This is a genomic window from Rhodovulum sp. FJ3 (assembly GCF_032918305.1).
Classification (GTDB): domain Bacteria; phylum Pseudomonadota; class Alphaproteobacteria; order Rhodobacterales; family Rhodobacteraceae; genus SAT37.
The window spans coordinates 796,452-822,390 of the sequence record NZ_JAWJUU010000001.1; the positions used below are offsets into that span (position 1 = coordinate 796,452).

Genomic DNA, 25,939 nt, shown 5'->3' on the forward strand with positions numbered 1-25,939 from the left:
AGATCATGTTCCGGAGCTTTCACAAAGAACCAGCCCAACCCTCGGCCAAGGTGGTCCCGCTGCAACCGGCGACCGCGGTTGACGCCCCCGCACCGGGGCCCAGCCCCGATGACATCGCCCTGCAACAGTCGCTGGAACTGAAAAGCCGCCTGCACGATGTCCTGCTGGACCGGATGAACCTTGCCGTCATCGACAAGATCGAAACCGAAGAGCTGCGCCGCGAGGTCGCCACACTAGTCACTCAGGAACTGTCCCAAGACGGGCCGACCCTGCGCGCCGAGGCGTTCAAGGCGCTGGTGGATGAATTGCTGGATGAGGTTCTGGGCCTTGGTCCGCTGGAACCCCTGCTGGCCGATCCGACCGTCAGCGACATCCTGATCAACGGGCATCGCAACGTCTTTGTCGAACGGCGCGGCGTTCTGGAACGCACGCCCACGCGGTTTCGCGACGAACGCCATCTGCTACGCATCATCGACAAAATCGTCAGCCGCGTCGGACGCCGCATCGACGAAAGCAACCCGTGGGTCGATGCCCGCCTAGAGGACGGCAGCCGCGTCAACGCCATCATCCGCCCCTGTGCGATTGACGGGCCGTCCATGTCGATCCGGAAATTTTCGACCTCACCCCTGACCATGGATAAACTGGTCGGGCATGGCGCGCTGAACGGTGCGGCGGCGCAGTTTCTGCACGCCATCGTCTCGGCGCGGCGCAACGTTCTGATCTCGGGCGGGACGGGGTCGGGCAAGACCACCATGCTGAACGCGATGTCGGCCAGCATCGGCAAGACCGAACGCATTGTCACCATCGAAGACGCCGCCGAATTGCAACTGCAACAGGCCCATGTGGTGCGTCTGGAAACCAAGGCCCCGACACCATCGGGCACCGGCGCGGTCGATCAACGCGACCTGCTGCGCAACGCGCTGCGGATGCGGCCCGACCGCATCATCGTGGGCGAGGTCCGTGGCGCCGAGGCGTTTGACATGCTTCAGGCGATGAACACCGGCCACGACGGGTCGATGACCACGGTCCACGCCAACACCGCCCGCGATGCCGTGGGCCGTGTGGAACAGATGGTCACCATGATGGGCATGGATTTCCCCCTGAGTGCCATTCGCGCCCAGATCGCGGCGGGCCTGCATTTCGTGGTGCAGTTGAACCGCCTGTCGGACGGCAAACGCAAGGTGATGAGCATCTCGGAACTGACCGGCCTTGAGGGCGACGTGGTCACCATGCAGGACATTTTCGTGTTCCGCCGCCGTGGGAAAACCGATCAGGGCGATGTGATCGGGGAATTCGTGTCGACCGGCATCCGCCCCCAGTGCTGGGACCAACTGATGGCCGCAGGCGTGCGCCTTGATCCGTCGATCTTTGTGCATCAGGGGGGCGCAGAATGAGCGATCTGCTGCAACGTCAGGAATTCATCTATCTGATCTACACGGGCGTCGCGCTTGGGGTTTTGCTGGCCTTTACGGGTCTGGCCCAGATGATGGGACGCAAGGAAAACCTGGGCGAGGTGCGCAACCGCCGGATGCGGATGCTGGCCGAGGGGAAATCCACGGCCGAGCTGCTAGCCCTCCTAAAACCCCGCCAGAATGCGGGGCCCCTGTCCAACCTGCCCTTTATCGGCAACCTGCCCGCCCTGTTGACGCAGGCGGGGGTGCGCATGAAACCGCAAGTGTTTCTGATCCTGTGCCTGACCCTGACCATCGGGTTCGGCGCGGCGGCTGTGCAGGTTCTGAACCCGCTGGGCGGGGTCGCCTTGGGCGTGACTGTGGGCCTGTTGATCCCCGTCGCGATCCTGCGCCATATCCGCAAGAAACGCATGGACACGATGGTGCATCAATTGCCCGACGCGCTGGACCTGTTGGCGCGGGGGCTCAAGGTTGGGCATCCCCTGAACAATTCTATCGGTGCCGTGGCCCAGCAGATGGCCGACCCTATCGCCGCCGAGTTCGGGATCATTTTCGACAGCATCAGCTATGGCGACGACCTGACCGATGCCTTTTCGGAATTCGCCGAACGCGTGGACATAGAGGACGTGCATTACCTGTCGGCCAGCATCGGCATCCAATACGGCACCGGCGGCGATCTGGGCCGTGTGATCCAAGTGCTGTCCCGCGTGATCCGCAACCGCATCACCATGCGCCGCAAGATCAAGGCGATCACGTCCGAGGGCCGTTTGACCGCGTGGTTCCTGTCGGGTCTGCCGGTGGCGATCTTCGCCGTCACCTCGGTCTCGTCGCCCGACTATTTCGGCGGCGTGCGCGAGGACCCGATGTTCGTTCCGATGATGTCCAGCATCGTGTTCTTCACCGTGCTGAACTTTCTCATCCTGCGCAAAATCACCAATTTCCGGATGTAGGGGGCCGTGATGGATCAGGTTTTAGCCCGCCTTGGCGCTGTGTTCAGTTCCACCGAAACTGTGATCTCAATCGGGGTCGGGATCGGATTGCTGTTGGTGTTCTTTGCCGCCGTCAGCTTCGTCAATGACCGCAACCCTGCAGCCGAGCGCATCAGCCGCACCAACAAACGCCTGCACCGCGATGAACGCGGGTTCCTGCACACGCCGACCCAAACGCCCGGCGGATTGATGAAAACCATCCTGCCCGGCGATCAGGCCGAGCGTACTGCGCTGCAACAGAAACTGGCACAGGCGGGATTCAACGGGCCGCGCGCCTTGATCAACTTTACAATCGTGCGGGCGATGCTGGGCTTTGCCATCCCTGCGGTTCTGTTGGTCCTGATTTATCTCAGCCGCGTGCCGGGTCTTAGCCTGCCGTTTGAACAGGTGCTGCCCTTTGGCCGCATGAACAGTTTGCAGACCTTCCAGACACTAACGGTGCTGGTCGCGCTGGGGTTCTTTGGGCCGGTCTATTGGCTGAACGGGCGTCTGGCCGAACGCAAACGCCGGATCGAAGAAAGCTTTCCCAACGCGCTGGACCTGATGCAGATTTCGGTCGAATCCGGTCTGGGGTTTGACGCGGCGATGACGCGGGTGGGCAATGAGCTCTCCGAGATTTCGCCCGACATCGCGTTTGAATTCCTGAGCGTTCAGCGTCAGGTCCAAGCGGGCCGCGCGCGTGAGGCCGCCCTTGCCGACATGGCCGCGCGTACCGGTGTGGATACCGTACGGTCCTTCGCCAACGTCGTGGTGCAGTCGATGCAATTCGGCACAGGCATGTCCGAGGCCCTGATCACCTATGCCGATGAGCTGCGCGAGATGCGCGAATTGCGTGCGCAGGAAATGGCGAACAAGCTGCCGGTGAAAATGTCCGCCGTTCTGGCGGGGTTCATGTTGCCTGCGCTGATCCTGTTGACGGTTGGGCCGGTCTTGATCCGGTACATCCGGTATTTCGGCGGATAGACGTCAAAATACTGACATTCGCCATTGCATTTCCGACACCTGACGCATCGCGCGACACCCGCCCGATATCCCCCCATTTTCGCGCGACCTATCCCTTTGGGCGAATTAATCCATCTTGTAGATATAATACCGCCGTCAGACTCTGTCGTCCGCGCGCCTGATTTCCTTAAGGCCAAGCGGCAACTTTCCCCGATTCTGTCGCCAAAACGCCTTTTGACAGATTTCCCCCCGAAGGTTGGCATGGCTCTTGCCTTACCCATCCTTAGATCGGGTGGCATACCCAAACCCGCCGGATCTGTGTTGTGTAAACAGTAACTTGGGGGCAAGTTATGGGCGATATGTCCAAGATCATGGGGGGTCCGGTTTCCACCGTCCCCAGCGCAGCCGGCGGGATCGCCGCCATCGCAAACTGGTGCGAAGCATTGCAGGGCAAGAGCCCGCTGATCAACGCGCTACATTCCATCAAAGACGCGGTTCTTGCCGATATGGCGATCCTGACGCGCTATAGCCGTGTGTCGGGCGATGCCTATCGCGGGCTTATTGCCGACAACGCACCCCATGCCCATCGCACGCCCAGCGTTCAGGGCGGGTTCGGTCAGGACATGCTGGGTGCCTATGCCACCATGGCCAAACCGGGCAGCGTCTGGTTGCACTCGATGCTGGATGAGGGCGACAACGACGCCCTGCACGCCTTTCACCGCGCACGTGGTTTTGTTGAAACGGCCGTGATCCCTCTGGGCATGGACGAAAAACACTACGTCCTGTTTGAGCTGCATTTCGCCCATGCCATCGGCCCCGCCGAGGTCGGCCTGATCAACATGTTCGCCGCGACCATGGCGCAGACGTGGAAAAACCGCACGCCGGGCGTTCTGACCGAAAGCATGCTGAACCGTGCGCGCCGTCCGCAGCCTGTCACGGCGGCCCCGATCCTCAGTTATGAAAACCCCTGCCGCCTCAGCCGCGCGGAATACCGTGTGTGCCTGATGCTGAGCCGCGGGTTGAGCAAGCCGCAAATCCAGTCGGAACTGGCCATCACCAATTCCACCATGCGCACCCATCTTCGCAACATCTACGCCAAGACCGGCACCACCGGCCAAAGCGACCTGATCTACGCCTTGATGAGCGCCGAGCCCGCCACCCACCTTGGCCTTGCCGGTGCCGTGGCATGAGCATAGCCATGATGGGGGCCATCACCGCGCTGTTGTTGGTGGTGGCGTGGTATGACATGCGGTGGCTGCGCATCCCGAACGCGTTGGTCCTGTTGGGGCTGGCCCTGTTCGTGGCCTGCGCGCCGTTCCTGACCACCACCGATATCGTGCTGCGCATGACCGCGGCGGCGGCGGTGTTTGCCGTCGCCCTGATCGCGTTTTCGATGCGCCTGATGGGTGGGGGGGATGCGAAATTCCTGCCGGTTCTAACGCTGTTCATTTCGCCGCTGCAGTGGCAGATGGCGCTGATCCTGCTGGCCGTTGGGGTCGTGGGTACCATTGCCCTGTTGGCGGTGGCGCGCCGCATTCCCGTGGCCGCGCGCGCCGATTTGCGCGCCATCGCCCATCCCGACCGTATGCCGATGGGTCCGGCCTTTGCCGCCGCGGGGATCGGGCCGATGTTGATGACGCTTTAGGCGCGTTGCAGACCCGCGCGACGCCACCGTGTCGCGCGCCGCTCCCAGCTTTGGACGACGCCGTATTCGATCACGAACATCACCGCGACAAAGCTAAGCGCGTACGCCAGAACATATCCCGTCTCGAACAGCGAGAAATACAGGTGGATTTGGAACCCGACCCCGTTGGACCGGCCCAAGAATTCCACCACCAGAACGATTTTCCAGATGATCGCCAGACCATTGCGCGTGGCCGAGGCGACGAACGGCGCCAGCTGTGGCCACAGGATATGGCGCGCCCAAGCGATGCGCGACATGCGTTGCACCCGCGCCATGTCGTCCAACGCCGGATCCATCGCGCGCACGCCCTCGCGCAGGGTCACGGCCACCATCGCGGTCTTGTTCACGGCCACCGCCACAATCGCCGCCGTCTCGTTCAGACCGATCCACAGGTAGCACAGGACAATCACCACCAGCGCGGGCACGTTTAACAACATTGTGATCCACGGCGCCATCCAACGGTCCAACGCCGCCGAACGGCCCATAACCACCCCTAGGACCGACCCGATCCCCATCGCCAGAACAAAGGCCGCCGCAACCCGCCCCAATGTGGCCAGAACATGCGTCGCAAGCTCACCCGACTGGGCGAGTTTCCAGATAAGTCCCCCAACAATCCAAGGACTTGGCAAAGTGGTCGGATCATCGGTCAGCCATGCTGCCACAACCCAGAGCCCGCCCAGCATGGCAAGCGACGTAAAAGTCACGGGAAAACGGGTGTTTGTCATGGGCTCCTCCGCCCCCAAAATGCCAGTTCCCCCGCAAACACCAAAGGACATTCGCATGTGTTTCGACCATGGTCGTATATTTCGCCCGAACGCCCCTGCCTAGTCTCGCGCCATGAGCACTTTTGGGAGGAATGTGCTGGGACTGATTTGCGCCGTGATTGCCATGGCCCAAGCAGTGTTCGCCGACACATTACAACGAGATGATATTGCGCCGCTGATCGTGCCGCCCTTTGAATTGGGTGAGCCGCTGAACGACAATGGCGTTTGGGAATTGCTGAACTCGGGCGGGGCACCGGCGGGCTATGTGTTTGAAACCGAACCCATGGCGCCCTTGCCGGGGTTCTCGGGCGCGCCGATCAACATGCTGGTGACGCTGGACACGGACGGGCGGTTTCTGGACGTACGGCTGTTGTCCCATAACGAACCGATCTTTGTCTCCGGTTTGGGAGAGGCCCCGTTCCATAAATTCATGGAGCAATATCGCGGCCATTCGATTTCCGACACGCTGGTCGTCGGCACCCCTTATGGATCGGGCAGTGACGGCAGTGCGCTGGTCTATCTGGACGGTGTGACCAAGGCCACGGCCAGCGTCCGCATCGCCCATGAGAGCATCCTTGCCGCCGCCCTACAGGTCGCGCGCGAAAAGATGGGCGGCATCCGCACCGGCCCGCCTGCGCACCCCAACCCCGACTACGCCGAGGACCTGACATGGCAGGACCTGCTCGACACCGGCATCGTTCAGCGCAAGACCTTTACCAACGCCGAGGTGCAGGACCTGTTCAAGGGCACGATCTGGGAATTCGACGACCCCTTTGCGACGGATGAACCGGACGAGACCTTTCTCGACCTTTATGTCGTTGACCTTGGCCCGCCCTCGATCGCACGCGCGGTTCTGTCCGATAGTGGCACGCGCGAATTGAACGATTTCCTGTCCATCTCGACCTCGGATGAACCCATTCTGGTCATCGGCGCGGGCCGCCATGGCCTCGTGTCCGAAGATTTCGTGCGCAACACCTCCCCCGACTGGATCAGCGCGTCTCAGGGCGGCTTTCCCATCGCATTGCGCGATGCCGACCTGTTGGCCGATCTGCATCCTGACCTCCCAGCAGAGCTGCATGATGCCCCGCGCCTGATCCTGCGCACGGACCGCCGCCTTGGGTTTGATCCCACGTCCGACTGGACGCTTAGCGTGCGGGCCGTGCGCGAACATGGCATGTTCCGCCCCGAGGCCGGTTCGGTCGACATGACCCTGACCCATAGCACGCCCGAGCGGTTTTTTACCCGCCCCGAGGTCATCAAACCGGCCCCCCCGTGGCTAGAGGCGCTGCGCAACCGCCAGACCGATCTGATCATTCTGGCGGTGTTCCTGACGGGGCTGACGGCGGCTTTGGCATGGCGGCAATCGGCCCTTGCGGGCACGCGCATGTTTACCCCGATCCGCCTTGGCATTCTCGCCTTTGTCGTCGGCTTTGTCGGCTGGTGGGGACAGGGACAGCTCTCCATCGTCACCGTCCTTGGCACCCTGCGCACGGCGGTTGAGGGCGGATCGTTCGGGTTCCTTTTGTACGACCCGTTCTCTCTCTTGATCTGGGCCTTTGTGATCGTCGGGTTTGTCCTGTGGGGGCGCGGGTATTTCTGTGGCTGGCTGTGCCCCTATGGCGCGCTACAGGAATTCGCACACCACATTGGCCGCGCCCTGCGCCTGCCGGAAATCAAACCGTCGAACGCGTGGGACCAACGCCTGAAGGTCGTGAAATACCTGTCGCTGGCCGGTCTCATCGTCACCGCATTCGTCACGCCCGAGCACACCGAAACCGCCGCCGAGATCGAGCCGTTTAAAACCGCGATCACCGTGTTTTTCATCCGCGACTGGTATTACGTGGCCTATGCGGCGTTCTGGCTGATCCTCGGCACGATGCTTTTCAAAGGGTTCTGCCGCTATGTCTGCCCGCTTGGTGCGGTGATGGCGATTGGCGGGGTTCTGCGCATCCGCAAATGGATCCCCCGCCGGATCGAATGCGGCTCCCCCTGCCAGCTGTGTAAGGTGAAATGCGGCTATAACGCGATCAAGAAAACCGGCGAGATCCAGTATTCCGAGTGTTTCCAATGCCTCGACTGTGTGACGATTCACGACAACAAAGACACCTGCGTGCCGCTGGTTCTGGCCCAGAAACGCAGCCAAAGGATGGCCGCCAAATGACGCAATTGACCCGCCGCCGGTTCCTGACGATCTCTGCCGCGATGGCCGTGGCCCCGCGTATGGCCACCGCATCGACATGGCGCGGCTATGCTCTTGGGGGACAGGCCGAGATCACCCTGCGCGGCCCCTCGGACCTGACCCGCGCCGCCCTGAATGCGGCCATCAACACCCTGCGACGAGGAGAGGCGTTGTTTAGCCTCTACGATCCGACCTCGACCCTGTCCCAGTTGAACCGCACCGGCCACCTGCGGCCACCACCGCCGGAATTCCTTAACCTCCTGGGCGAGGCGAACACTGTTCACGCGGCCACCAATGGCCTGTTCGACCCGACCGTCCAAACCCTGTGGCAAACGCCGAATGCCGACCCGTCCCTGATCGACTGGACCCGCGTGCAAATCGCACCGGATGCGATCACCCTTGGCGCGGGTCAAACCATCACGCTGAACGGCATCGCCCAAGGGGCCATTACCGACATGGTCACCGCGACGTTACGCGATCACGGGCTGACCGATTGCTTGGTCAACATGGGGGAATTCGCTGCGTTGGGTGGCCCTTGGACCGTGGGGATTGCCGACCCGCTGACCGACGTCGTCGCCACCCGTCGCCTACGCAACGGCGCAATTGCGACGTCCAGCCCCCTTGCCGATCTGCGCGGCACCGCGCCCCATATCCACCACCCACAGGGCGGCGCGCCGCTCTGGTCTACCGTATCGGTCGAAGCCCCCAGCGCGACCCGCGCCGATGCCGCCTCAACCGCACTGACGCTGACACCACTCACGGATTTCGCCCGTGTCAAACAGGCCCTCGACCTCACCCGCATCACCGCCGTCGATTTTGACGGGAACATCCGGACGGTCTAGGCGCCAATCCACTAAAACAGCAAACCCCCGCCCAATCGGGCGGGGGTTTTCATTTTGGGTACGGGCCGGACATCGCCGACCCGCGTAAACCTTATACGGCTTCGTTGACGCCGCGCTTGGTCAGGACCTTGATCAGGTGCGCGCGGTATTCCGCGGTCCCGTGCAGGTCGGTGATCAGAGCTTCGCTCGGCAGGTCAAGCGCCTCAACCGCAGCGGCCGAGAAGTTCGCCGACAGGGCCGCTTCGGCCTCTGCCCAACGGAACACACCGTCTTCGCCTGCGCCGGTCACCGCAACGCGGACACCATCCGCGAATTTGGCGACGAACACGCCAACCAGCGAAAAGCGCGACGCGGGCTGCTCGAACTTTTGATAGCTGGCTTTCTCCGGCACGGGGAAGCGCACGGCGGTGATGATCTCGCCCTCTTCCAGATCCGTGGCGAACATGCCTTGGAAAAAGTCGTCTGCGGCGATTTCACGGCTGTTGGTGACAACGGTCGCGCCCGAGGCCAGAACGGCCGACGGATAGCACGCTGCGGGGTCGTTGTTGGCGACGCTGCCGCCGATGGTGCCACGGTTACGGACCGCCGGATCACCGATGCGACCGGCCAGCGCGGACAGCGCCGGATAGGTTGCAGCGACCTCTGCCGAAACGGTTGCGTGGGTGGTGGCACCGCCGATGGTGATGGTGCTGCCCGAGATGGTCACACCTTGCATCGACGCGATACCGGTCAGGCTGACCAGTTGCTCGGAGCCTGCCAGACGCTGTTTCATCGTCGGGATCAGGGTCTGACCCCCCGAAAGCGGCTGAGCATCATCACCTTGCAGGGCCGCGACGGCTTCTTCCACCGTGGTGGGTTTTACCAATTCGAAGTTATGCATTTTACGTTCTCCCTTGGGTTGCCCGCCGGCCCGCGAAACGGACCGACAGACGCGCCATCACGGCTTATTTGTTGTTGATTGCGGCCCAGACACGCGCGGGGCTGACCGGCATGTCGATATGTTCGACATGGGTATGACCACCACGATGCAGAGCATCAATCACAGCGTTGACAACCGCGGGCGGCGAACCGATCGCACCGGCCTCACCACAGCCCTTTACGCCAAGCGGGTTGTGCGTACAGGGCGTCACGCATGAATGGTCAACCGAGAAGTTCGGGACGTCTGCGGCGCGCGGCATCGCATAGTCCATGTAGCTCCCCGTCAGCAGCTGGCCGTTTTCATCATAAACGGTGTTTTCCAGCATCGCCTGACCGATCCCTTGTGCCACACCACCGTGCACCTGACCCTCAACAATCATCGGGTTGATGACGTTGCCAAAGTCGTCCGCAGCGGTAAAGCCAAGGATGTCCACCTTACCGGTTTCCTCATCGACCTCGACCTCACAGATGTAGGCGCCCGACGGGTAGGTAAAGTTCGAGGGATCGTAGAACGCTGTCTCTTCGAGACCCGGCTCCAGATCCTCAAGCGGGTAGTTGTGCGGCACATAAGCAGCCAAGCAAACCTCGCCCCAAGTGATCGACTTGTCGGTGCCGGCCACGCTGAACGCGCCGTCCTTCAGTTCGATGTCACCCTCGCTGGCTTCCAACAGGTGCGACGCAACCTTTTTGGCCTTGGCGATGATTTTCTCGGTCGCACGCACCATGGCCGAGCCACCAACCGCGATCGAACGCGAACCGTAGGTGCCCATGCCCATCGGGGCATTGTTGGTGTCACCGTGGACGATTTCGACCATGTTTTCGTCGATCCCGATCATGTCGGCAACAACTTGGGCAAAGCTGGTTTCGTGGCCTTGGCCGTGGCTGTGCGAACCGGTCATGACGACCAGACCGCCGGTGGCGTTCACACGCACCGTTGCCGATTCATAGAGACCCGCACGGGCACCCAGCTGACCAACGAGGTTCGACGGTGCGATACCGCAGGCCTCGATGAAGTGGGCAAGGCCCAGACCGCGCAGCTTGCCGCGGGCTTTGGACTCCGCAACGCGCTTGTCGAAGTTGGCGTAATCAACCATCTCCAGACCCTTTTCGAGGGTCGCGTGGTAGTTACCGGTGTCATAAACAACCGCAACCGGCGTCTGATAGGGGAACTCTTCAGGTTTGATAAAGTTCTTACGACGCAGTTCTGCCGGATCCATTCCCACTTCGCGGGCGGCTTTGTCGACAACGCGCTCAAGCTGATAGGTCGCTTCGGGGCGACCTGCGCCACGATAGGCATCAACCGGAACAGTGTTCGTGAACACGGCTTTGACGTTCACATAGACCAGCGGGGTTTTGTAGTTACCAGCCATCAGCGTCCCGTGCAGCCACGTCGGGATCGACGGCGCAAAGGTCGACAGATAGGCACCCATGTTCGCGTAGGTCTCGGTGCGGACCGCGGTGAACATGTGGTTTTCGTCCATCGCCAGTTCGATCTTGGTGACGTGGTCACGACCGTGGGCATCGGAAACGAAGGCCTCGGAGCGCGAGCAGGTCCATTTGACCGGACGGTTCACCACTTTGGACGCAAAGGTCACCATCGCCTCTTCGGCATAGTGGTAGATCTTCGAGCCGAAACCGCCACCAACGTCAGGGGCAACCACGCGCAGCTTGTGCTCGGGGATGCTCAGAACAAAGGCACCCATCAACAAACGGATGACATGGGGGTTCTGCGAGGTGGTGTAGAGGGTGTATTCGTCCTTGCCACGCGAATAGTCACCGATGGCAACGCGGGGTTCCATCGGGTTCGGGACCAGACGGTTGTTCGTCAGTTCCAGAGTGGTCACATGGTGGGCGTTTTTGATCGCCTCATCAACGGCATCACGGTTCTCTTCAACGAAACCCCAGTCATAGCAGAGGTTGTTGTCCAGATCGTCGTGCACCTTGGTGGCGCCGTCGTTCAGAGCGGCCTTCATGTCGATGACGGCCTCAAGCTCTTCGATGTCCAGCTCGATCGCTTCGGCGGCATCGCGGGCCTGTTCCAGGGTCTCTGCAACAACACAGGCGATCGGATCACCCACGTGGCGCACCTTGCCCTCGGCGAGGATCGGGTGCTTGGGTTCCTGCATCGGGTTGCCAAAACGGTCGGTCACCTGCCAACCGCAGGGCACGCCGCCCGCAGCCGTCAGATCATCAGCCGTAAAGATTTTCAGAACGCCCGGCATGGCCGATGCGTCTGCGATATCGAGGTTGGTGATCTTACCATGTGCCACTTCCGAACGCAGGAAGTAGGCAAAGGTCTGACCGTGCATATTGATGTCGTCGGTGTAGTTGCCAACGCCGGTCAGAAACCGGACGTCTTCGCGCCGCTTGCTGCTGGCGCCGATGCCGCTATCTTTGGGCATAGTCTCTCTCCCTTAACCTTGTTCTTATTCGGCCGCGGCGACGGGCGTAACTTCTTGACCAGAAGCTGCCATGATCGCTTTGACGATGTTGTGGTAACCGGTGCAGCGGCAGATGTTGCCCTCAAGGTACTCGCGCACTTCGTGCTCGGTCGGCTTGGGGTTGTTCTCTAGCAGCTTGGTCGCGGTCATGATCATGCCCGGAGTGCAGAAACCGCACTGCAGGCCGTGATAATCCTGAAACGCCTGCTGAACCGTGCTCAGCGTGCCGTCGGGCGCGGCAATGCCTTCGACCGTGGTCACGTCTGCGCCGTCTGCCTCAACAGCAAACATGGTGCAGGATTTTACGTTTTGACCGTTCACATGGACCGTACAGGCGCCGCATTGCGACGTGTCACAGCCGACGTGGGTGCCGGTCAAGCTCAGCGTTTCGCGCAGGAAATTCACCAACAGCGTGCGGCCTTCGACCTCACCGCTGTAGGACTTCCCGTTCACCGTCATCGTGATCTTTGTCATTAGATCCTCCCTAAACCGATATACGTTCTTGTTTGTTTATCTCGTGCCTCAGCCGCCAAACATGCGCTTGAGGAAACCTTTCTTGGCCGGTGCGGCCTCTTCTGCCGGTGCAGCAGCAGCCGGTGCAGCCTCGGCCATTACGGGCGCGGCTTCTTCGGCTGCGGCCTCGGGGCCTTCGACTTCTTGCTGGAAACGCTCAAAGAACTGATCCGCCATTTTCTTGGCAAAACCGTCGATGATGCGGCTACCCAGCTGGGCCAGCTTACCACCAACCTTGGCTTCGACGTCATAGATCAGACGCGTACCACCGGGGATTTCTTCCAGACGAACATCCGCGCCACCTTTGGCGAAACCCGCTGCGCCGCCTTTGCCTTCGCCCGACAGGGTCACGCTGTTGGGGGCATCCATGTCCGACAGGGTCACCGCACCTTTGAAGGTCGCCTTTACGGGGCCAACTTTTTGAACGACGGTGGCCTCGAACCCTTCTTCGGGCGAGCCGGACATTTCCTGACAGCCAGGCACACACGCCTTGAGCACGTCTGCGTTCAGCAGAGCGGCCCACACCGTTGCGCGGTCGGCTTTGATCTCACGGGAATCACTTAGTTTCATGGTTCGTCTCCATCCTCGTTTCGATGTTAGTGCCTGATGGCCGCGCTTCTTATTCGACTAAGGTGTTAGCCTTAGCGGACGGGCGGCTGGAAACTCAGGCCGTAGTCGTTAAAAATCTGTTCAATTCGCCCATCTTGCAGGGCCGCATAAATCGCATCATCCACCGCATAGGACAGGCCGCGATAGGCGAAATGCACGCCAACGCCCAAGGTCCATTTGCTGACGGCAAAGCCCGCCAACGGCGGTTGGTGCACGCCGATGTCATCGGTCATGCCTGCCTCAAGCTGTCCCAGAGGTCCCATTGCCGCCATCACCTCTCCTCGGGCCAATGCTTGCATCGCTTGGTCCATCGTGGGGTAACGGCGAATATTTGCAAGCAGTTGTCCGCCCGCGAACCCAGACAGATAAAAGTCGGAAATCGAGTCATTCTCGACCGCGACCGTATCGATCCGGAAATAGGCAGGGATCGGTTTTTCCTCAGGATATTCGGATTTCGCATAGGCGATGGCGATGGATTCTTCGGTGTATTGACCGGTGAATGTCACCTGTTCGACCCGACAGCGAAAGGCGCTGTTATAGGGCACCCGCATCATCACATTTGCGATACGGCCACCGATTAAGGCACCTTTCCACAGGTTGAACCGCAGATCGGCCTCTAGGTTCTCGGCAGCGGCAACAAAGCTGAACCGCGCCTCGACACCCAGATCCTCGGCAATCAGGCGCGCGATTTCAACATCGACGCCCTTGGGCTTGCCCCCTTCCATGTAGGAATAGGGCGGATAGTCCTCATAGACCGCAAACAACATCGAACCCTGATCCATGATCTGGTCGATGTCCTGCCCGACGATATCGCGGCTGGCATTTTGCGGTTTTGCTTGGGGGGTGTAATCCGCGCACGGATCTGCGGCATACGCCGGGGCCGTCAGCCCCAGCGCAATTGTACATCCCAATACGAGCCGCTTTACCCCCCCAAACATGTGCTTAGTGTGCAGCCGACAGACCAATGGTCAAGATCTCTGCTGCCTCTGCGTAAGCCTCGCCATTGGCTTCCAGAGCGTTTGCAGCACGATAGGCGATGCTATCTGCAACGGGCGCACCCGACAGGGTTTCGATCTGACCCGCGATTTCACGCAGTTGACCGATCACCGCACCGGTGTCGACCGAACCACCCTCTGCCGCAGCAGCGAGATCGTCGCGAATACCCTTCAGAGCGGGGCTTGCATCTTCGATTGCGGCGTCATCGGGACGGGTTTCAACATAAGTGCGGATCGCCCAAGCGGCCTTTTGGCCCAGCAGTTCACCGAAGGCAGGCATCTTGGTGATGCCGTTCTGGGTGTAGCCGTGGATGAAACGCTCCATGAACCACTCATCGCCGTATTCTTCGGCTTCGAGGAAGCGCAGGTCAGGTGCCAGACCGCCCGAGATCACCTCAAGGCCGTGGCAGCGCGCGCAGTTCTGGTTGTAGCCCGACGAACCGATTTTGACGGCGGCGGCCCAGACTTCCTCACCGGCCTCTTCGGCACGATAGGGGTTTTCGGTCAGCCACTCTTCGCCCACATCGGGCAGCGCATCGGTGTTCACCGGTTGCGGGGCGACATCGCCATGCGCGTTAACAAGGGTAGCGGTTGCAAGAGTTGCGGCGGCAATGCCCGCCAGCAGGCGCGAGTGAATCATTTCAGCTCCTCCCAGAGTTTCGGTCTTGCCACTCTTCTACGCAGCCGCAGAAACGGGCGATATTGGACTTTGGTTGCGATTGGGTTCGCACGCGCGCCCGCGCGGTTAGACCATGGTCGCATTCCACATTCGCGCGCGGTCAACTTAGGGTCGAAGCGGGAGGAAACGATGAAAAAACTGCTGCTTGCCTGTGCGACTGTACTGGGGGCCTCTGCCGCTGTGGCCGAGACCCAAGTGGACATCGGATTTCTGCGCGTAGACGTGCCCCAGCCCGCTGTTTTGTCGAATCTCGACCCTATCCCCGAGAATGAGGGTTTGGCGGGCGCGACGCTTGGCCTGACGGATAACAACACCACGGGCCGTTTTTTGGGCCAGACCTATACACTGATTGATCAGAACGTACCGGTGGACGGCGATGTGATCGGGGCCGCCGAGCAGATTCTGGCGCAAACCGACCTTTTGGTTCTGGATGCGCCCGCCGAGGTTCTTTTGCAAATCGCCGACCTGCCCGCCGCCGAGGGGGCGATGATCTTTAACGCCGCCGCACAGGACGACGCCCTGCGGTCCGATCAATGCCGCGCGAACCTGTTTCACACGATCCCGTCTCACGCCATGCGCGCCGATGCGATGATGCAGTTCTTTTTGGCGCGGCGTTGGGATGACATCGTGATGATCGCGGGCACCCACCCCGATGACGTGGAATGGGCCGCCGCCCTTGAACGGTCGGCCACGAAATTCGGTCTGAAAATCCGCGCGCGCAAGGACTGGGCCTTTGACGCCGACATGCGCCGCAACGCCAGCCAAGAGGTCCCCCTCTTTACACAGGATTTCGGCGAGTACGACGTTCTGATTGTCGCGGATGAGACCGACGATTTCGCGCGCTACATCGCCTATAACACATGGCTACCCCGTCCCATTGCGGGTAGCGAGGGTTTGCGCCCACGCACATGGGCGCCCGTGGTCGAACAATGGGGCGCGGTCCAGTTGCAATCGCGGTTCAACGACCAATCTGCCCGCGACATGCGCCCCCGCGACTATGCCGCATGGGCCGCCGTGCGCGCGATTGGGGAGGCCGTCACACGCACCAATCAGGGCGAGGTAGACACCTTGCGCGCGTTTATGCTGTCAGATGACTTTGAACTTGCTGGGTTTCGCGGGCGTCCCCTGACATGGCGCGACTGGAACGGGCAGTTGCGCCAGACGGTCCCGCTTGTGACCGAACGCGCGGTGGTGGCCAACGCCCCCCTCCCCGGCTTTTTGCATCAACACAACGAACTGGACACGCTGGGCATCGACCGTCCCGAGAGCGCGTGTACCGCATTCAACTGAGGACCAAACGATGAAATACGCGATCAGCCTGATTGCCCTGTTGGCCGCCGGTGCCCTGCCCGCCGCCGCCGATGAAATCTGGGTCACGAATGAAAAGGACGACACGATCAGCGTGATCGACATCGACACGCTAGAGGTCACGCGCACGATCGAAACCGGCGAACGCCCGCGCGGGATCATCTTTTCGCATGACTATAGCGTTCTTTACGTCTGTGCCTCGGACAGTGACGCGGTTCAGGTGATCGACCCCGAAACGGGCGAAATCCTGCACGACCTGCCTTCGGGCGAGGACCCTGAACAGTTCGTGCTGCACCCCGATAACCGCCACCTTTATATTGCGAATGAGGATGACGCGATCACCACGGTGGTAGACACCGAAACCCGTCGCAACGTGGCGCAGATCAACGTCGGGATCGAACCCGAAGGCATGGCCGTTTCCCCCGACGGCAAGATCGCGATCACCACGTCCGAAACCACCAACATGGCGCATTGGATCGACACCGAAACGCATGAATTGTTCGCGAACACGCTGGTCGATAGCCGCCCGCGCCACGCCGAGTTCGTGAAAGACGGCACCGAATTGTGGGTCAGTTCCGAAATCGGTGGGACCATCTCGATTTTCGACGTCGAAACACAGGCCCCCAAGGGCAAGATCGAGTTTGAGATTTCCAACATCCACCCCGACCGGATTCAGCCCGTCGGGTTCGAATTCACCAACGGGGACACCCACGCCTTTGTCGCGCTGGGGCCGTCGAACCATGTGGCTGTGGTCAATGCCGAAACCTATGAGGTTGAGGACTATCTGCTGGTCGGGCGCCGCGTCTGGCACATGGCGTTCAACGCCGACCGGTCGCTGCTGTTTACCACGAACGGCGTATCGGGCGATGTCACCGTGATCGACGTTGCCAAGCGCAAACCGATCAAAACGATCAAGGTCGGCCGCTTTCCTTGGGGCGCGGCATTCCGGCCCACGAATTAATCCGGAGAAGATTCTATGAACAAGTTTACAACGATGCTCTGCGTCGGCCTGATGTGCGCGGCCCCTGCGTTCGCGGACGACGACGATGACGACAACGGCTTTGGCCTTGCCGGTATCCTGTCGGCCAGCAACAAAGAAGACCTCGAACCGATCCAGCTCTCGGCGGGTGAGCCCCTGACCAGCGCGCCTTGGGTCCTGAAATCCGGCACCTATTACGAGTTTGAAATCCAAGGCGACGGCAGCGCCGAGCTTGCCCTTGTTGGCCCCGAATTCTTTCGTGCGATCTGGATCGACGAGATCGTCGTCGAAGGGCTTGAAATCCGCCCCCTTGGTCTGGACAGTATCGAGTTTGACGAGGCCGGCGAGATGGAGATCGGTTTTCTGGCGATCAAGCCCGGCTCGTACTATCTGAAAATTCCGGGCTCGACCGGGGAAACCCAGCGTCTGGAAATCACGATCCAATAGGGAACGAACAACGGTGTCATCCGGCCTACGTGTCCAAAACCTCAGCTTTCGCTATGGCGCACGGGTTGCGCTGGATGACGTCAATCTCTCGATTGACCCCGGCGCGTTTGCGGCCCTTTTGGGCCCGAACGGGGCGGGAAAATCGACTCTGTTCGGATTGCTGACGCGGCTGTTCACCACCGAAAACGGCACGATCTCAATTGCGGGGCATGACCTCTCCCGCGATCCGCGCGCCGCCCTTGGCGCAATGGGCGTGGTGTTTCAGCAACCCACGCTGGACCTTGACCTAAGTGTCGAACAGAACCTGCGCTATTTCGCGGCGCTGCACGGGATTTCGGGGCACGACGCGGGGGTGCGGATCGGCGCCGCGCTGGACCGGCTTGGCATGGCCGAGCGCGCGCGGGAAAAGGTGCGCGCGTTGAACGGTGGCCATCGTCGGCGTACGGAAATCGCGCGCGCATTGTTGCACCGGCCCAAGATCCTGCTGTTGGATGAGGCGACTGTCGGCCTTGACGCCGCCGCGCGCCAATCCATCACCGCCCATGTGCATGATCTATGTGCCAATGACGGGATGACGGTCCTTTGGGCGACCCATCTGACGGATGAGGTGTACGATACCGACCGTCTGTTCATCCTGCATCGTGGCAAAATCCTACAGGACGGGATCACCCGCGACATCGTCGGGGACCGCGACCTGAAAACCGTATTCCTGTCGCAAACGGGGGCCGAGGTATGAGCCCTTATCTGACCTCTCTCATCGCCATCGTGAAACGTGAGGCGCTGCGTTTTGTCCATCAACGCGAACGGTTCATCGCCGCTTTGGTGCGCCCGCTGGTGTGGTTGTTGGTGTTCGCAGCGGGGTTTCGCGCGGCATTGGGCCTGTCGATCATTCCGCCCTATCAAACCTACATCACGTACGAGACCTATATCGTCCCCGGCCTGTGCGGGATGATCCTGTTGTTCAACGGCATGCAAAGCTCTCTCAGCCTTGTCTATGACCGCGAAATGGGTTCGATGCGGTTGTTGTTGACCAGTCCCCTGCCCCGTTGGTGGTTGTTACTCTGCCGGTTGATCGGGGCGACGGTGATTTCGGTTCTGCAGGTCTATGCGTTCTTGTTGATCGCCTATCTGTTCGGGATCGACCTGCCGCCGATGGGCTATGTCGCGGTTTTGCCTGCACTGATTATTTGCGGGGTGATGCTGGGCGCGCTTGGCCTTGCCTTATCCAGCATTATCAAACAGTTGGAAAACTTTGCGGGCGTCATGAACTTTGTGATCTTTCCGATGTTTTTCCTGTCCTCCGCCCTCTATCCCCTTTGGAAAATGGCCGAGAGCAGCCCGCTGCTCCACGACATCTGTGCGGTGAACCCCTTCACCCATGGGGTCGAACTGATCCGGTATGCCCTGTACCTAGACCTGAACCTGCCGGCGCTGGGGTGGACGGTTTTGGCGGCTGTCGGGTTTTTGATATTGGCCATGTGGGGATACGATCCGGCGCGCGGGCTAATACGTCGCAAAGGCTGACCCATCCACCGACCAAAGCCCCAGATACCCACCAAAACGCCTGTGATACGGTTACTCTAACAGGAGGACATGTATCATGTTTAAGCGCGCGATGATTCTGGCCGCGTTTGCGGCCACTTCGGCCTATGCGACCGGCGTTGAGGATACCGGCGGGGAATTGAACCCCGACGAAATGACATGGCAGAGCTATCAGAAAAAAGCACAGCGCGGGGAAACCGGCATGGTGCTGTGCTCGATGGGCTATGCGATCACCAAATCCGGCGATCATGAAACCGCGCGGCAACTGTTTCAGGCCTGTGCCGATGATGGCTATACCGGCGCGATGACATGGATGAGCCAGCTGGACAACAACGGCCTTGGCGGGGAATACAACCCCGAGGCCGCCGCCGAATGGGACCGCAAGGCCGCCGAGCTGGGTGATCCCGTGGGCAAGTTCAACTATGGCATCGACCTGATGCGCGGGCATGGGGTCAAACAGGACGACAGTCTGGGGCGTCAGTATGTCGATGAGGCTGCCGCCGAAGGTCTGGAAATCGCGCGCCGCCTACAGGGTGCGGATTACGATCTGGATGAGGTCACGCCAGACGCCGACAACTGGAAATACGCGCCCTTGTTCTGATCGTCTCGGGCGATCTGGGCGGGCTTGCCGTCCAGTTTGATAATGCGTGAGGCCAGTAATTCGGCTTCACGTTCGGAATGGGTGACCAGAACGGTGGTCAGTTTCCGCGCCGCGCGCAGACCGGCAAACAGGCGCATCATCTCGTCGACCAGATCGGGATCAAGCGACACAAACGGTTCATCCAACAGCATCAGGTCAGGGTCAGACGCAAACGCGCGCGCCAGCGATAGGCGGCGTTGTTGCCCCAGCGACAGTTGGTCGGGGAACAGATCCTCACGCCCTTTCAGACCCACATCGGCCAAAACACTGCGCGCCCGCGCCGCCGACACGCCGCAGGTCAGGGTGATGTTTTCCACCGCATTACGCCATGGCAACAAGGTCGGTTCCTGAAACACCATCGCAACCTTGTCCGGTCGTGCGATCGTCCCGCGATAGCGCGTATCCAACCCCGCAATCGCACGGATCAGGGTGGATTTCCCCACACCCGACGGGCCGGTCAGGGCCAAGGTGTCACCGCGTTTCAGATCAAACGAAATCTGGCCCAGAACGATATCGCGTCCATAGGCCATGCCCTGTACATCGACAGACAGCAGAGGCCGCCCCTGATCGGGACGGCCGTTTTGTTCTGTGGGTGCGCTCACCGCGGTGTCCTTAGCTGCCCGGCTGAACGAACAGACCCTCGGGCAGGGAAGTAGCCGTCCCCAACAGGTCCTCACCGCCCAGTTGGGCCATCAGGCGCAGCATCTTGTCGGCAGCGGCCTCATCTACGCGGCCCTTGTTCGGGATGCCTGCGATGAAACCAGCCTTGAGCGCGTCGAACTGCGCATCGGTCTTGGCGTTCATCCGTTCGCGCAGACGCTCAAACGCGGCGGGATCGGTGGCCAGCTTGTCCTTGGCGGCACGCGATGCGGCGGCCAGACCTTTGACCAGATCGGGGTTGTCACGCAACATCTCGCCCTTGACCACATAACCCAGCAGCGGCGTGTCAGGGTCCAGACCCAGCGAGCGCGCCGCATCGGCCACGTCGATCAGCTTGCGCATGCCGGCGGCCTCCATCTTGGCCATAAAGTGCCAGAAGTTGATCGCCGCATCGGTTTCCCCGCCCAGCGCGGTTTTGAACACCAAAGGCGGCGCGCCGAACACCTGTTCGGTCTGTCCTTTCAGGTCCATGCCCAGTTCCTGTTGCGCATAGGCCTGCAGGATCAGCCAGCTTTTATCCAGCGGACCACCGGCGATACCGATCTTTTTACCGTCCAGATCGGCCAGCGTTTGCGCGGAGCTATCCTTGGGGACCATCACGCCGCCAACAGCCTTGGAATAGGGGATAAAGACATAGTCCTTACCGGCCGCGCGTTGGCGGGCCACCCACAGCCAATCGGACACGATCACATCCGTCTCGCCACCTTGGAAGGCGATTTGACCGGCCGAGCCGCTGGCCACGCCCGACACGTCCAAGGTGAACCCGTTTTCCGTGTCCAGACCATAGTGTTTGATGGTGTCCAGTTCCCAGTTCACCGTGCCGAATTTCAGCACCGCCGCCCGCAGAACAGGGGTCTCGGCCAGGGCCGCACAGGTCGTCATCCCCAGCGCCAGCGCACCGCCCAGAAGCGATTTCATAAAGGTCATGTGTTTCCTCCCAAAAACTTGTGAAAAAGCTACCAGTTTGGACCGCGCTTGGCGAATACGACCAAAGGACGATGACCCAATGGTCGTAGTTTTGACCTGTATCAATTCCCCGTGTCCGGCCCCGTCCTAGCCTGCCCCCATCAGACATAGGAGACTGATATGAAACCGTTTTTTCAAATGGCCTTGGCAGGTGCGTCAATTTTGGTCGCGGGCATGGCTCAGGCCGACACCTTTGCCGAGATCAAGATCAACGCGGGCCACGAGTTGTTCAACAAGGAATGCCGCCGCTGTCACGCCGATGATTCCGACCATGAATCATATGGCCCCCCTCTGGAGAACGTGATCGGGCGCGCGGCGGGCAGCATCGAGGACTATGACTATTCCGTCGCGCTTGAGGCCTCGGGGATTGTCTGGACCCCCGCAGCCCTGCGCGCATGGATGGAAGACAACGACGGCTTTATGCCCGGCACCAAGATGCGCCATGTCGGGATTGAGGACCGCACGGTTCAGGACTTTATCCTTGCCTATCTCGCCAGCATCACCACGCGCGATGGTTCGGCGATTTCGGAATGAGCCCTATTCGATAACCAACCTCGGCAGCCAGTGGCTGTCGGGGTCGGCGGGGTCCATGTCCGCGCGATTGATCGGGCGCAGATCACCTTGTTCAGGCGGCACCCCCAGCGGGTCGAGATTTAATTCATGCATGGTCCCGACATAGCCGGACTCGCCCTCCGTCAATTGGTAGTAGACGCCATTCCACAAATTAATCCCGTATTCAGTGGCGCCTTTCCACACAAACAGGAAATCATATTCCAGATCGGTCAGATCGGCCGATATATCCCGTTTGATTTCATAGGGATACGGCAGGTGGCACCAATGCTTTTGATCGCTGGTCAAACATTTGAACGGGCGCATCGACAGAAAGTGGTCTGAGAACACCCCATCGGCCATCACGATTTCGTAAGTCGGGCCATCGAACCGGATTTCGGCGATTTCAACGCGGGTTCCATCGACCTGTTCCAGATAGGCATGACGGGTTTCCGCGCCCGCCGGAAACGTCACAATTGACCCTAATATCAGACCCTTAACCCCATTCCAGACCATCGAACACACCTCCCTCTCCGGTTCGCAATTTTTGCGAATCAAATATCAGGCAGAGCGAACCTTTAGTTGTCAATCAAACAAGGGTCGTACGACCTAAGCCCCGTTGAGGGGCCTGTGGTGATTTTCCATACTTCGGACACGAAAAGATTTTCGACGAGGAAGCCGGACCCCGAACCAACTCGGGATTTCCGGGCTTTGAAGGGAGGATAACCTATGAACCGTTTCGTCGCCGCGGCAATCGCGGGCGTCTTTGCGACCAATATGGCGCAAGCTGGTGTAACCGAGGCCGATCTGGCCAACGACCAGACCAATGTCTCGCAAGTTGTAACCAACGGCATGGGCCGTGACCTGCAGCGTTACAGCCCGCTGGACACTCTGAACAAAGACAACGTCAAAAACCTGGTTCCGGCATGGGCCTTCTCGATGGGCGGCGAAAAGCAGCGCGGCCAAGAGACCCAGCCGCTGGTTTATGATGGCATCATGTATGTCACCGGTTCGTATTCGCGTATGTACGCGATCGACGTCGAGACTGGTGAAGAAATCTGGCAGTACGACGCGCGTCTGCCCGAAGGCATCCTGCCCTGCTGTGACGTGATCAACCGTGGCGCCGCCATCTATGGCGACAACATCTATTTCGGCACGCTGGACGCACGTATCGTTGCTCTGGACCTGAAAACCGGTGACGTGAAGTGGCGCGACAAGATCGCGGACTACAAAGCGGGCTACAGCTACACGGCTGCTCCGCTGATCGTTGACGGCCTGATCATCACCGGTAACTCGGGCGGTGAATTCGGTATCGTTGGCGAAGTTCAGGCACGTGACGCCGAAACCGGCGACATCGTTTGGACCCGTCCGGTGATCGAAGGCCACATGGGTACGCTGAACGGCGAAGAATCGACCATGACCGGTACGCTGAACGCGACTTGGCCGGGCGATCTGTGGAAAACCGGCGGTGGCGCAACCTGGCTGGGTGGCTCCTACGACGGTGAAACCGACACGCTGGTGTTTGGTACGGGTAACCCCGCACCGTGGAACAGCCACCTGCGTGGCGCTGGTACGCCCGCCGAAGGCAACACCGGTGACAACCTCTACGCCGCAAGCCGTCTGGGCATCGACCCCGCAACGGGCGAAATCAAGTGGCACTTCCAAACCACCCCGCGTGAGGGCTGGGACTATGACGGCGTGAACGAAGTCGTCGCCTACACCGACAAGAACGGCGACAAGCGTTTCGCGACCGCCGACCGTAACGGTTACTTCTACGTTCTGAACCGCGAAGATGGTGCATTCGTTTCGGCAACCCCGTTCGTCAAGGACATCACCTGGGCCAACGGTATCGACGAAAACGGTCGCCCGATCTTCAACGAACCCAACCGTCCGGGCAACCCCGCTGATGCGGCTGATGGCAACAAAGGCGAAGTCGTCTTCTCGTCGCCCTCGTTCCTGGGTGGTAAGAACTGGATGCCGATGGCCTACTCGCAGCGTTCGGGCCTGTTCTACATCCCCTCGAACGAATGGGGCATGGACATCTGGAACGAGCCGATCACCTACAAAAAAGGTGCTGCGTATCTGGGTTCGGGCTTTACCATCAAACCGAACTACGAAGACCACATCGGCAGCCTGAAGGCGATCGATCCGACCACCGGCGAATGGAAGTGGGAATTCAAAAACAACGCTCCTCTGTGGGGTGGTGTTATGACCACGGCTGGCGGTCTGGTGTTCACCGGTACGCCTGAGGGCAAGTTCATCGCGTTTGACGATGAAACCGGCGAAGTTCTGTGGTCCTTCCAGACCGGCTCGGGCATCGTTGGCCAGCCGATCACCTGGGAAATGGACGGCGAACAGTACGTCTCGGTTGCCTCGGGTTGGGGTGGCGCTGTTCCGCTCTGGGGTGGTGAAGTTGCCTCCAAGGTCAACTACCTGAACCAAGGTGGCACCATCTGGACCTTCAAACTGCCCCGTCAGCTGGCTTCGGCCAACTAAGACGGACACCAGTCCAAACAATTCGAACGCCCGGGCCCCTCGCCTGGGCGTTCATTTGCAAGTGCCATGGAAACATCGCGCCAACATGTTGTTCCGAGATCTTCGGGGCCACGCGTCAGTCCCGTATCAACCCGATCTTCTGGATCGACGGGTCGTCGCGATAGAGCTGCAGCATTCAGCATTTCCGCCTCTTCAACATGCTTAGGCACCATCTGGTCTGCCCCTGTCGGATGGTCCGGCTTGATTGCTGGCGCACTGGGGGAAGAGCAACAATTCCCCGTACCATGATGGTGCTGTGTGACCGTGCAAGGATTCCAGCAGGAAAACAATTTTTTGCCTGACAGCACACATCTTGCGTCAAGCCTCACTTAAAAGCACTTAGAAACCTAAAGAACAGAACAAGATACAAAAGGGGATCACGGTGCCTTTCACTTACCTGCAGCGCATTGAGCTTTTAGGAAAGATACTTTCACCGTCGCGCCTTTTGAGAATTGTGGATGTTGGAGCGAACCCCTTAGAGTCGCCTCCGTATAAATCTCTTCTTGAAGTCGGATTGGCCGAAGTATGGGCGTTTGAACCACAGAAATCTGCCTATGAAGAGCTCTTAAAAGATAAGCGTCCCAATTTCCATCTGCTGCCATATGCAGTGGGTGATGGCCAAGACGCGAATCTGCATGTGTGCAAAAGCTCTGGCTTCTCCTCGCTATTAGCACCCAACCAAAACGCCATATCTTATCTCAATCGTTGGCAACGGGCTATGCGAGTGGTTGAAACGATACCAATTCAAACCCACCGCTTAGATGACATGAAGGACATTCCTTCAATAGACTTCCTTAAAATTGATATTCAGGGTGGCGAAACCAAAGTATTCTCTAATGGCCTTGAGAAACTATCTGGTGTGCTTGGAGTAGTTACTGAAGTTGCCGCCATACAACTTTACGAAAACCAACCTCTGCTTGATGAACAAATGCGCATGCTTCGTTCGTTGGGGCTTGATCTTCACAAGTTTCTCTTTTTCAAATCAGCATCACTCAATCACAGCAGCGCCGCTCAATTGAGACAACGCCGCATAAAAAACCAGTTAATTGACGGCGATGCTGTGTTCGTGCGCTCTCTACTCAATTTAAAAGACCTAACTGATGAACAATTAAAGTTTCTGATATTGTTATCGGACAGTGTTTTCGAAAGTTTTGATCTGGCATTGCACCTGTTAAGCATTCTTGAAACTAGGGAAGCTATTCCAAGCGGGTCAACAGACAAATACTTGCAAAAATTACCTGAAAATTTGAAAACAACGTCAAGTCAGGACACATAGCCCATACAGGAAGAGTATTGCACCTGAACGTAACATGACGCTGACCGATCTCGGGCAATCTTAGAACATT

The 25,939-nt window shown here is 59.8% G+C and carries 26 protein-coding genes; 16 read left to right on the plus strand and 10 right to left on the minus strand.

Features of this window, described 5'->3' with window-relative positions; translation table 11 throughout:
* Nucleotides 1-5: 5 nt before the first annotated feature.
* From R1W00_RS04045 to R1W00_RS04065, 5 genes are all read left to right on the plus strand, one after another.
* Nucleotides 6-1,394, plus strand: coding sequence for a CpaF family protein (locus tag R1W00_RS04045; protein ID WP_317261428.1), 1,389 nt, complete (start codon nt 6-8; stop codon nt 1,392-1,394).
* Nucleotides 1,391-2,362, plus strand: coding sequence for a type II secretion system F family protein (locus tag R1W00_RS04050; protein ID WP_317261429.1), 972 nt, complete (start codon nt 1,391-1,393; stop codon nt 2,360-2,362). Before R1W00_RS04045 ends, R1W00_RS04050 begins: the two co-directional genes overlap by 4 nt.
* Nucleotides 2,363-2,371: 9 nt before the next feature.
* Complete coding sequence (locus R1W00_RS04055; protein WP_317261430.1) at nt 2,372-3,364, plus strand: type II secretion system F family protein; 993 nt, start codon at nt 2,372-2,374, stop codon at nt 3,362-3,364.
* 329 nt (nt 3,365-3,693) lie between these two features.
* The gene (locus R1W00_RS04060; protein ID WP_317261431.1) at nt 3,694-4,533 is read left to right on the plus strand and encodes a helix-turn-helix transcriptional regulator; all 840 of its coding nucleotides are present in this window, start codon (nt 3,694-3,696) and stop codon (nt 4,531-4,533) included.
* On the plus strand, nt 4,530-4,988 hold the full coding sequence (locus R1W00_RS04065; RefSeq protein ID WP_317261432.1) for a prepilin peptidase: 459 nt from the start codon (nt 4,530-4,532) through the stop codon (nt 4,986-4,988). Before R1W00_RS04060 ends, R1W00_RS04065 begins: the two co-directional genes overlap by 4 nt.
* Here the strand turns inward: R1W00_RS04065 and R1W00_RS04070 are convergent.
* Complete coding sequence (locus R1W00_RS04070; protein ID WP_317261433.1) at nt 4,985-5,752, minus strand: ABC transporter permease; 768 nt, start codon at nt 5,750-5,752, stop codon at nt 4,985-4,987. The genes R1W00_RS04065 and R1W00_RS04070 overlap by 4 nt on opposite strands.
* A 163-nt stretch (nt 5,753-5,915) precedes the next feature.
* Here R1W00_RS04070 and R1W00_RS04075 point away from each other — a divergent pair, with 163 nt between their 5' ends.
* On the plus strand, nt 5,916-7,952 hold the full coding sequence (locus R1W00_RS04075; protein WP_317261607.1) for a 4Fe-4S binding protein: 2,037 nt from the start codon (nt 5,916-5,918) through the stop codon (nt 7,950-7,952).
* The gene (locus R1W00_RS04080) at nt 7,949-8,812 is read left to right on the plus strand and encodes an FAD:protein FMN transferase (protein WP_317261434.1); all 864 of its coding nucleotides are present in this window, start codon (nt 7,949-7,951) and stop codon (nt 8,810-8,812) included. Before R1W00_RS04075 ends, R1W00_RS04080 begins: the two co-directional genes overlap by 4 nt.
* A gap of 91 nt (nt 8,813-8,903) precedes the next feature.
* On the opposite strand, the gene R1W00_RS04085 is transcribed toward R1W00_RS04080, so the two are convergent.
* The 6 genes from R1W00_RS04085 to pedF form a co-directional block, all read right to left on the minus strand.
* The gene (locus R1W00_RS04085; protein WP_317261435.1) at nt 8,904-9,692 is read right to left on the minus strand and encodes a xanthine dehydrogenase family protein subunit M; all 789 of its coding nucleotides are present in this window, start codon (nt 9,690-9,692) and stop codon (nt 8,904-8,906) included.
* Nucleotides 9,693-9,756: 64 nt separating this feature from the next.
* Nucleotides 9,757-12,132, minus strand: coding sequence for a xanthine dehydrogenase family protein molybdopterin-binding subunit (locus R1W00_RS04090; RefSeq protein WP_317261436.1), 2,376 nt, complete (start codon nt 12,130-12,132; stop codon nt 9,757-9,759).
* A 24-nt stretch (nt 12,133-12,156) separates the two neighbouring features.
* Nucleotides 12,157-12,645, minus strand: coding sequence for a (2Fe-2S)-binding protein (locus R1W00_RS04095; protein ID WP_317261437.1), 489 nt, complete (start codon nt 12,643-12,645; stop codon nt 12,157-12,159).
* 48 nt (nt 12,646-12,693) lie between these two features.
* Nucleotides 12,694-13,254 (minus strand): carbon monoxide dehydrogenase subunit G, encoded by a 561-nt coding sequence (locus R1W00_RS04100; protein ID WP_317261438.1) that lies wholly within the window; start codon nt 13,252-13,254, stop codon nt 12,694-12,696.
* Nucleotides 13,255-13,325: 71 nt separating this feature from the next.
* Entirely contained in the window at nt 13,326-14,204 is an 879-nt protein-coding gene (locus tag R1W00_RS04105) for a substrate-binding periplasmic protein (RefSeq protein WP_317261439.1), read from the minus strand.
* Nucleotides 14,205-14,235: 31 nt separating this feature from the next.
* Entirely contained in the window at nt 14,236-14,928 is a 693-nt protein-coding gene (pedF, locus tag R1W00_RS04110; RefSeq protein WP_317261440.1) for a cytochrome c-550 PedF, read from the minus strand.
* A gap of 168 nt (nt 14,929-15,096) precedes the next feature.
* Here pedF and R1W00_RS04115 point away from each other — a divergent pair, with 168 nt between their 5' ends.
* The 6 genes from R1W00_RS04115 to R1W00_RS04140 all read left to right on the plus strand — a co-directional run bounded on the left by R1W00_RS04115 (nt 15,097) and on the right by R1W00_RS04140 (nt 19,844).
* On the plus strand, nt 15,097-16,257 hold the full coding sequence (locus R1W00_RS04115; RefSeq protein WP_317261441.1) for an ABC transporter substrate-binding protein: 1,161 nt from the start codon (nt 15,097-15,099) through the stop codon (nt 16,255-16,257).
* A gap of 10 nt (nt 16,258-16,267) precedes the next feature.
* Nucleotides 16,268-17,236, plus strand: a complete 969-nt coding sequence (locus tag R1W00_RS04120; protein ID WP_317261442.1) for a YVTN family beta-propeller repeat protein — start codon at nt 16,268-16,270, stop codon at nt 17,234-17,236.
* Nucleotides 17,237-17,251: 15 nt separating this feature from the next.
* Entirely contained in the window at nt 17,252-17,701 is a 450-nt protein-coding gene (locus R1W00_RS04125) for a hypothetical protein (RefSeq protein ID WP_410901519.1), read from the plus strand.
* A 13-nt stretch (nt 17,702-17,714) separates the two neighbouring features.
* Complete coding sequence (locus R1W00_RS04130) at nt 17,715-18,437, plus strand: ABC transporter ATP-binding protein (RefSeq protein WP_317261443.1); 723 nt, start codon at nt 17,715-17,717, stop codon at nt 18,435-18,437.
* Nucleotides 18,434-19,225: an ABC transporter permease gene (locus R1W00_RS04135; RefSeq protein ID WP_317261444.1), complete on the plus strand. Its 792-nt coding sequence runs from the start codon at nt 18,434-18,436 to the stop codon at nt 19,223-19,225. The genes R1W00_RS04130 and R1W00_RS04135 overlap by 4 nt, the downstream gene beginning before the upstream one ends.
* Before the next feature lie 76 nt (nt 19,226-19,301).
* On the plus strand, nt 19,302-19,844 hold the full coding sequence (locus tag R1W00_RS04140) for a sel1 repeat family protein (protein WP_317261445.1): 543 nt from the start codon (nt 19,302-19,304) through the stop codon (nt 19,842-19,844).
* Here the strand turns inward: R1W00_RS04140 and R1W00_RS04145 are convergent.
* The gene (locus R1W00_RS04145) at nt 19,784-20,485 is read right to left on the minus strand and encodes an ABC transporter ATP-binding protein (protein WP_317261446.1); all 702 of its coding nucleotides are present in this window, start codon (nt 20,483-20,485) and stop codon (nt 19,784-19,786) included. The genes R1W00_RS04140 and R1W00_RS04145 overlap by 61 nt on opposite strands.
* A 10-nt stretch (nt 20,486-20,495) precedes the next feature.
* Entirely contained in the window at nt 20,496-21,461 is a 966-nt protein-coding gene (locus R1W00_RS04150) for an ABC transporter substrate-binding protein (protein ID WP_317261609.1), read from the minus strand.
* Nucleotides 21,462-21,629: 168 nt separating this feature from the next.
* Here R1W00_RS04150 and R1W00_RS04155 point away from each other — a divergent pair, with 168 nt between their 5' ends.
* A complete protein-coding gene (locus R1W00_RS04155) occupies nt 21,630-22,043 on the plus strand; it encodes a c-type cytochrome (RefSeq protein ID WP_317261447.1) in 414 nt (137 codons plus the stop codon).
* A 3-nt stretch (nt 22,044-22,046) separates the two neighbouring features.
* Here R1W00_RS04155 and R1W00_RS04160 read toward each other — a convergent pair whose 3' ends face one another.
* Entirely contained in the window at nt 22,047-22,574 is a 528-nt protein-coding gene (locus R1W00_RS04160; protein ID WP_317261448.1) for a hypothetical protein, read from the minus strand.
* A 213-nt stretch (nt 22,575-22,787) separates the two neighbouring features.
* Between R1W00_RS04160 and R1W00_RS04165 the strand changes: the two genes are divergently transcribed.
* Nucleotides 22,788-24,554 carry a PQQ-dependent methanol/ethanol family dehydrogenase gene (locus R1W00_RS04165; RefSeq protein WP_317261449.1) on the plus strand — a complete coding sequence of 589 codons (1,767 nt, stop codon included), beginning with the start codon at nt 22,788-22,790 and terminating at the stop codon, nt 24,552-24,554.
* A gap of 421 nt (nt 24,555-24,975) precedes the next feature.
* Nucleotides 24,976-25,869 (plus strand): FkbM family methyltransferase, encoded by an 894-nt coding sequence (locus tag R1W00_RS04170; RefSeq protein WP_317261450.1) that lies wholly within the window; start codon nt 24,976-24,978, stop codon nt 25,867-25,869.
* The last annotated feature ends 70 nt before the right edge of the window (nt 25,870-25,939 follow it).

Bases quoted from the DNA above. Each gene is read 5' to 3' on its own strand.
- R1W00_RS04060 (WP_317261431.1), top strand. From the start codon at position 3,694: ATGGGCGATATGTCCAAGATCATGGGGGGTCCGGTTTCCACCGTCCCC.
- pedF (WP_317261440.1), bottom strand. From the start codon at position 14,928: ATGATTCACTCGCGCCTGCTGGCGGGCATTGCCGCCGCAACTCTTGCA.
- R1W00_RS04065 (WP_317261432.1), top strand. From the start codon at position 4,530: ATGAGCATAGCCATGATGGGGGCCATCACCGCGCTGTTGTTGGTGGTG.
- R1W00_RS04160 (WP_317261448.1), bottom strand. From the start codon at position 22,574: ATGGTCTGGAATGGGGTTAAGGGTCTGATATTAGGGTCAATTGTGACG.
- R1W00_RS04080 (WP_317261434.1), top strand. From the start codon at position 7,949: ATGACGCAATTGACCCGCCGCCGGTTCCTGACGATCTCTGCCGCGATG.
- R1W00_RS04115 (WP_317261441.1), top strand. From the start codon at position 15,097: ATGAAAAAACTGCTGCTTGCCTGTGCGACTGTACTGGGGGCCTCTGCC.
- R1W00_RS04155 (WP_317261447.1), top strand. From the start codon at position 21,630: ATGAAACCGTTTTTTCAAATGGCCTTGGCAGGTGCGTCAATTTTGGTC.
- R1W00_RS04125 (WP_410901519.1), top strand. From the start codon at position 17,252: ATGAACAAGTTTACAACGATGCTCTGCGTCGGCCTGATGTGCGCGGCC.
- R1W00_RS04045 (WP_317261428.1), top strand. From the start codon at position 6: ATGTTCCGGAGCTTTCACAAAGAACCAGCCCAACCCTCGGCCAAGGTG.
- R1W00_RS04120 (WP_317261442.1), top strand. From the start codon at position 16,268: ATGAAATACGCGATCAGCCTGATTGCCCTGTTGGCCGCCGGTGCCCTG.
- R1W00_RS04075 (WP_317261607.1), top strand. From the start codon at position 5,916: ATGGCCCAAGCAGTGTTCGCCGACACATTACAACGAGATGATATTGCG.
- R1W00_RS04150 (WP_317261609.1), bottom strand. From the start codon at position 21,461: ATGAAATCGCTTCTGGGCGGTGCGCTGGCGCTGGGGATGACGACCTGT.
- R1W00_RS04085 (WP_317261435.1), bottom strand. From the start codon at position 9,692: ATGCATAACTTCGAATTGGTAAAACCCACCACGGTGGAAGAAGCCGTC.
- R1W00_RS04135 (WP_317261444.1), top strand. From the start codon at position 18,434: ATGAGCCCTTATCTGACCTCTCTCATCGCCATCGTGAAACGTGAGGCG.
- R1W00_RS04090 (WP_317261436.1), bottom strand. From the start codon at position 12,132: ATGCCCAAAGATAGCGGCATCGGCGCCAGCAGCAAGCGGCGCGAAGAC.
- R1W00_RS04165 (WP_317261449.1), top strand. From the start codon at position 22,788: ATGAACCGTTTCGTCGCCGCGGCAATCGCGGGCGTCTTTGCGACCAAT.
- R1W00_RS04100 (WP_317261438.1), bottom strand. From the start codon at position 13,254: ATGAAACTAAGTGATTCCCGTGAGATCAAAGCCGACCGCGCAACGGTG.
- R1W00_RS04095 (WP_317261437.1), bottom strand. From the start codon at position 12,645: ATGACAAAGATCACGATGACGGTGAACGGGAAGTCCTACAGCGGTGAG.
- R1W00_RS04140 (WP_317261445.1), top strand. From the start codon at position 19,302: ATGTTTAAGCGCGCGATGATTCTGGCCGCGTTTGCGGCCACTTCGGCC.
- R1W00_RS04055 (WP_317261430.1), top strand. From the start codon at position 2,372: ATGGATCAGGTTTTAGCCCGCCTTGGCGCTGTGTTCAGTTCCACCGAA.
- R1W00_RS04070 (WP_317261433.1), bottom strand. From the start codon at position 5,752: ATGACAAACACCCGTTTTCCCGTGACTTTTACGTCGCTTGCCATGCTG.
- R1W00_RS04050 (WP_317261429.1), top strand. From the start codon at position 1,391: ATGAGCGATCTGCTGCAACGTCAGGAATTCATCTATCTGATCTACACG.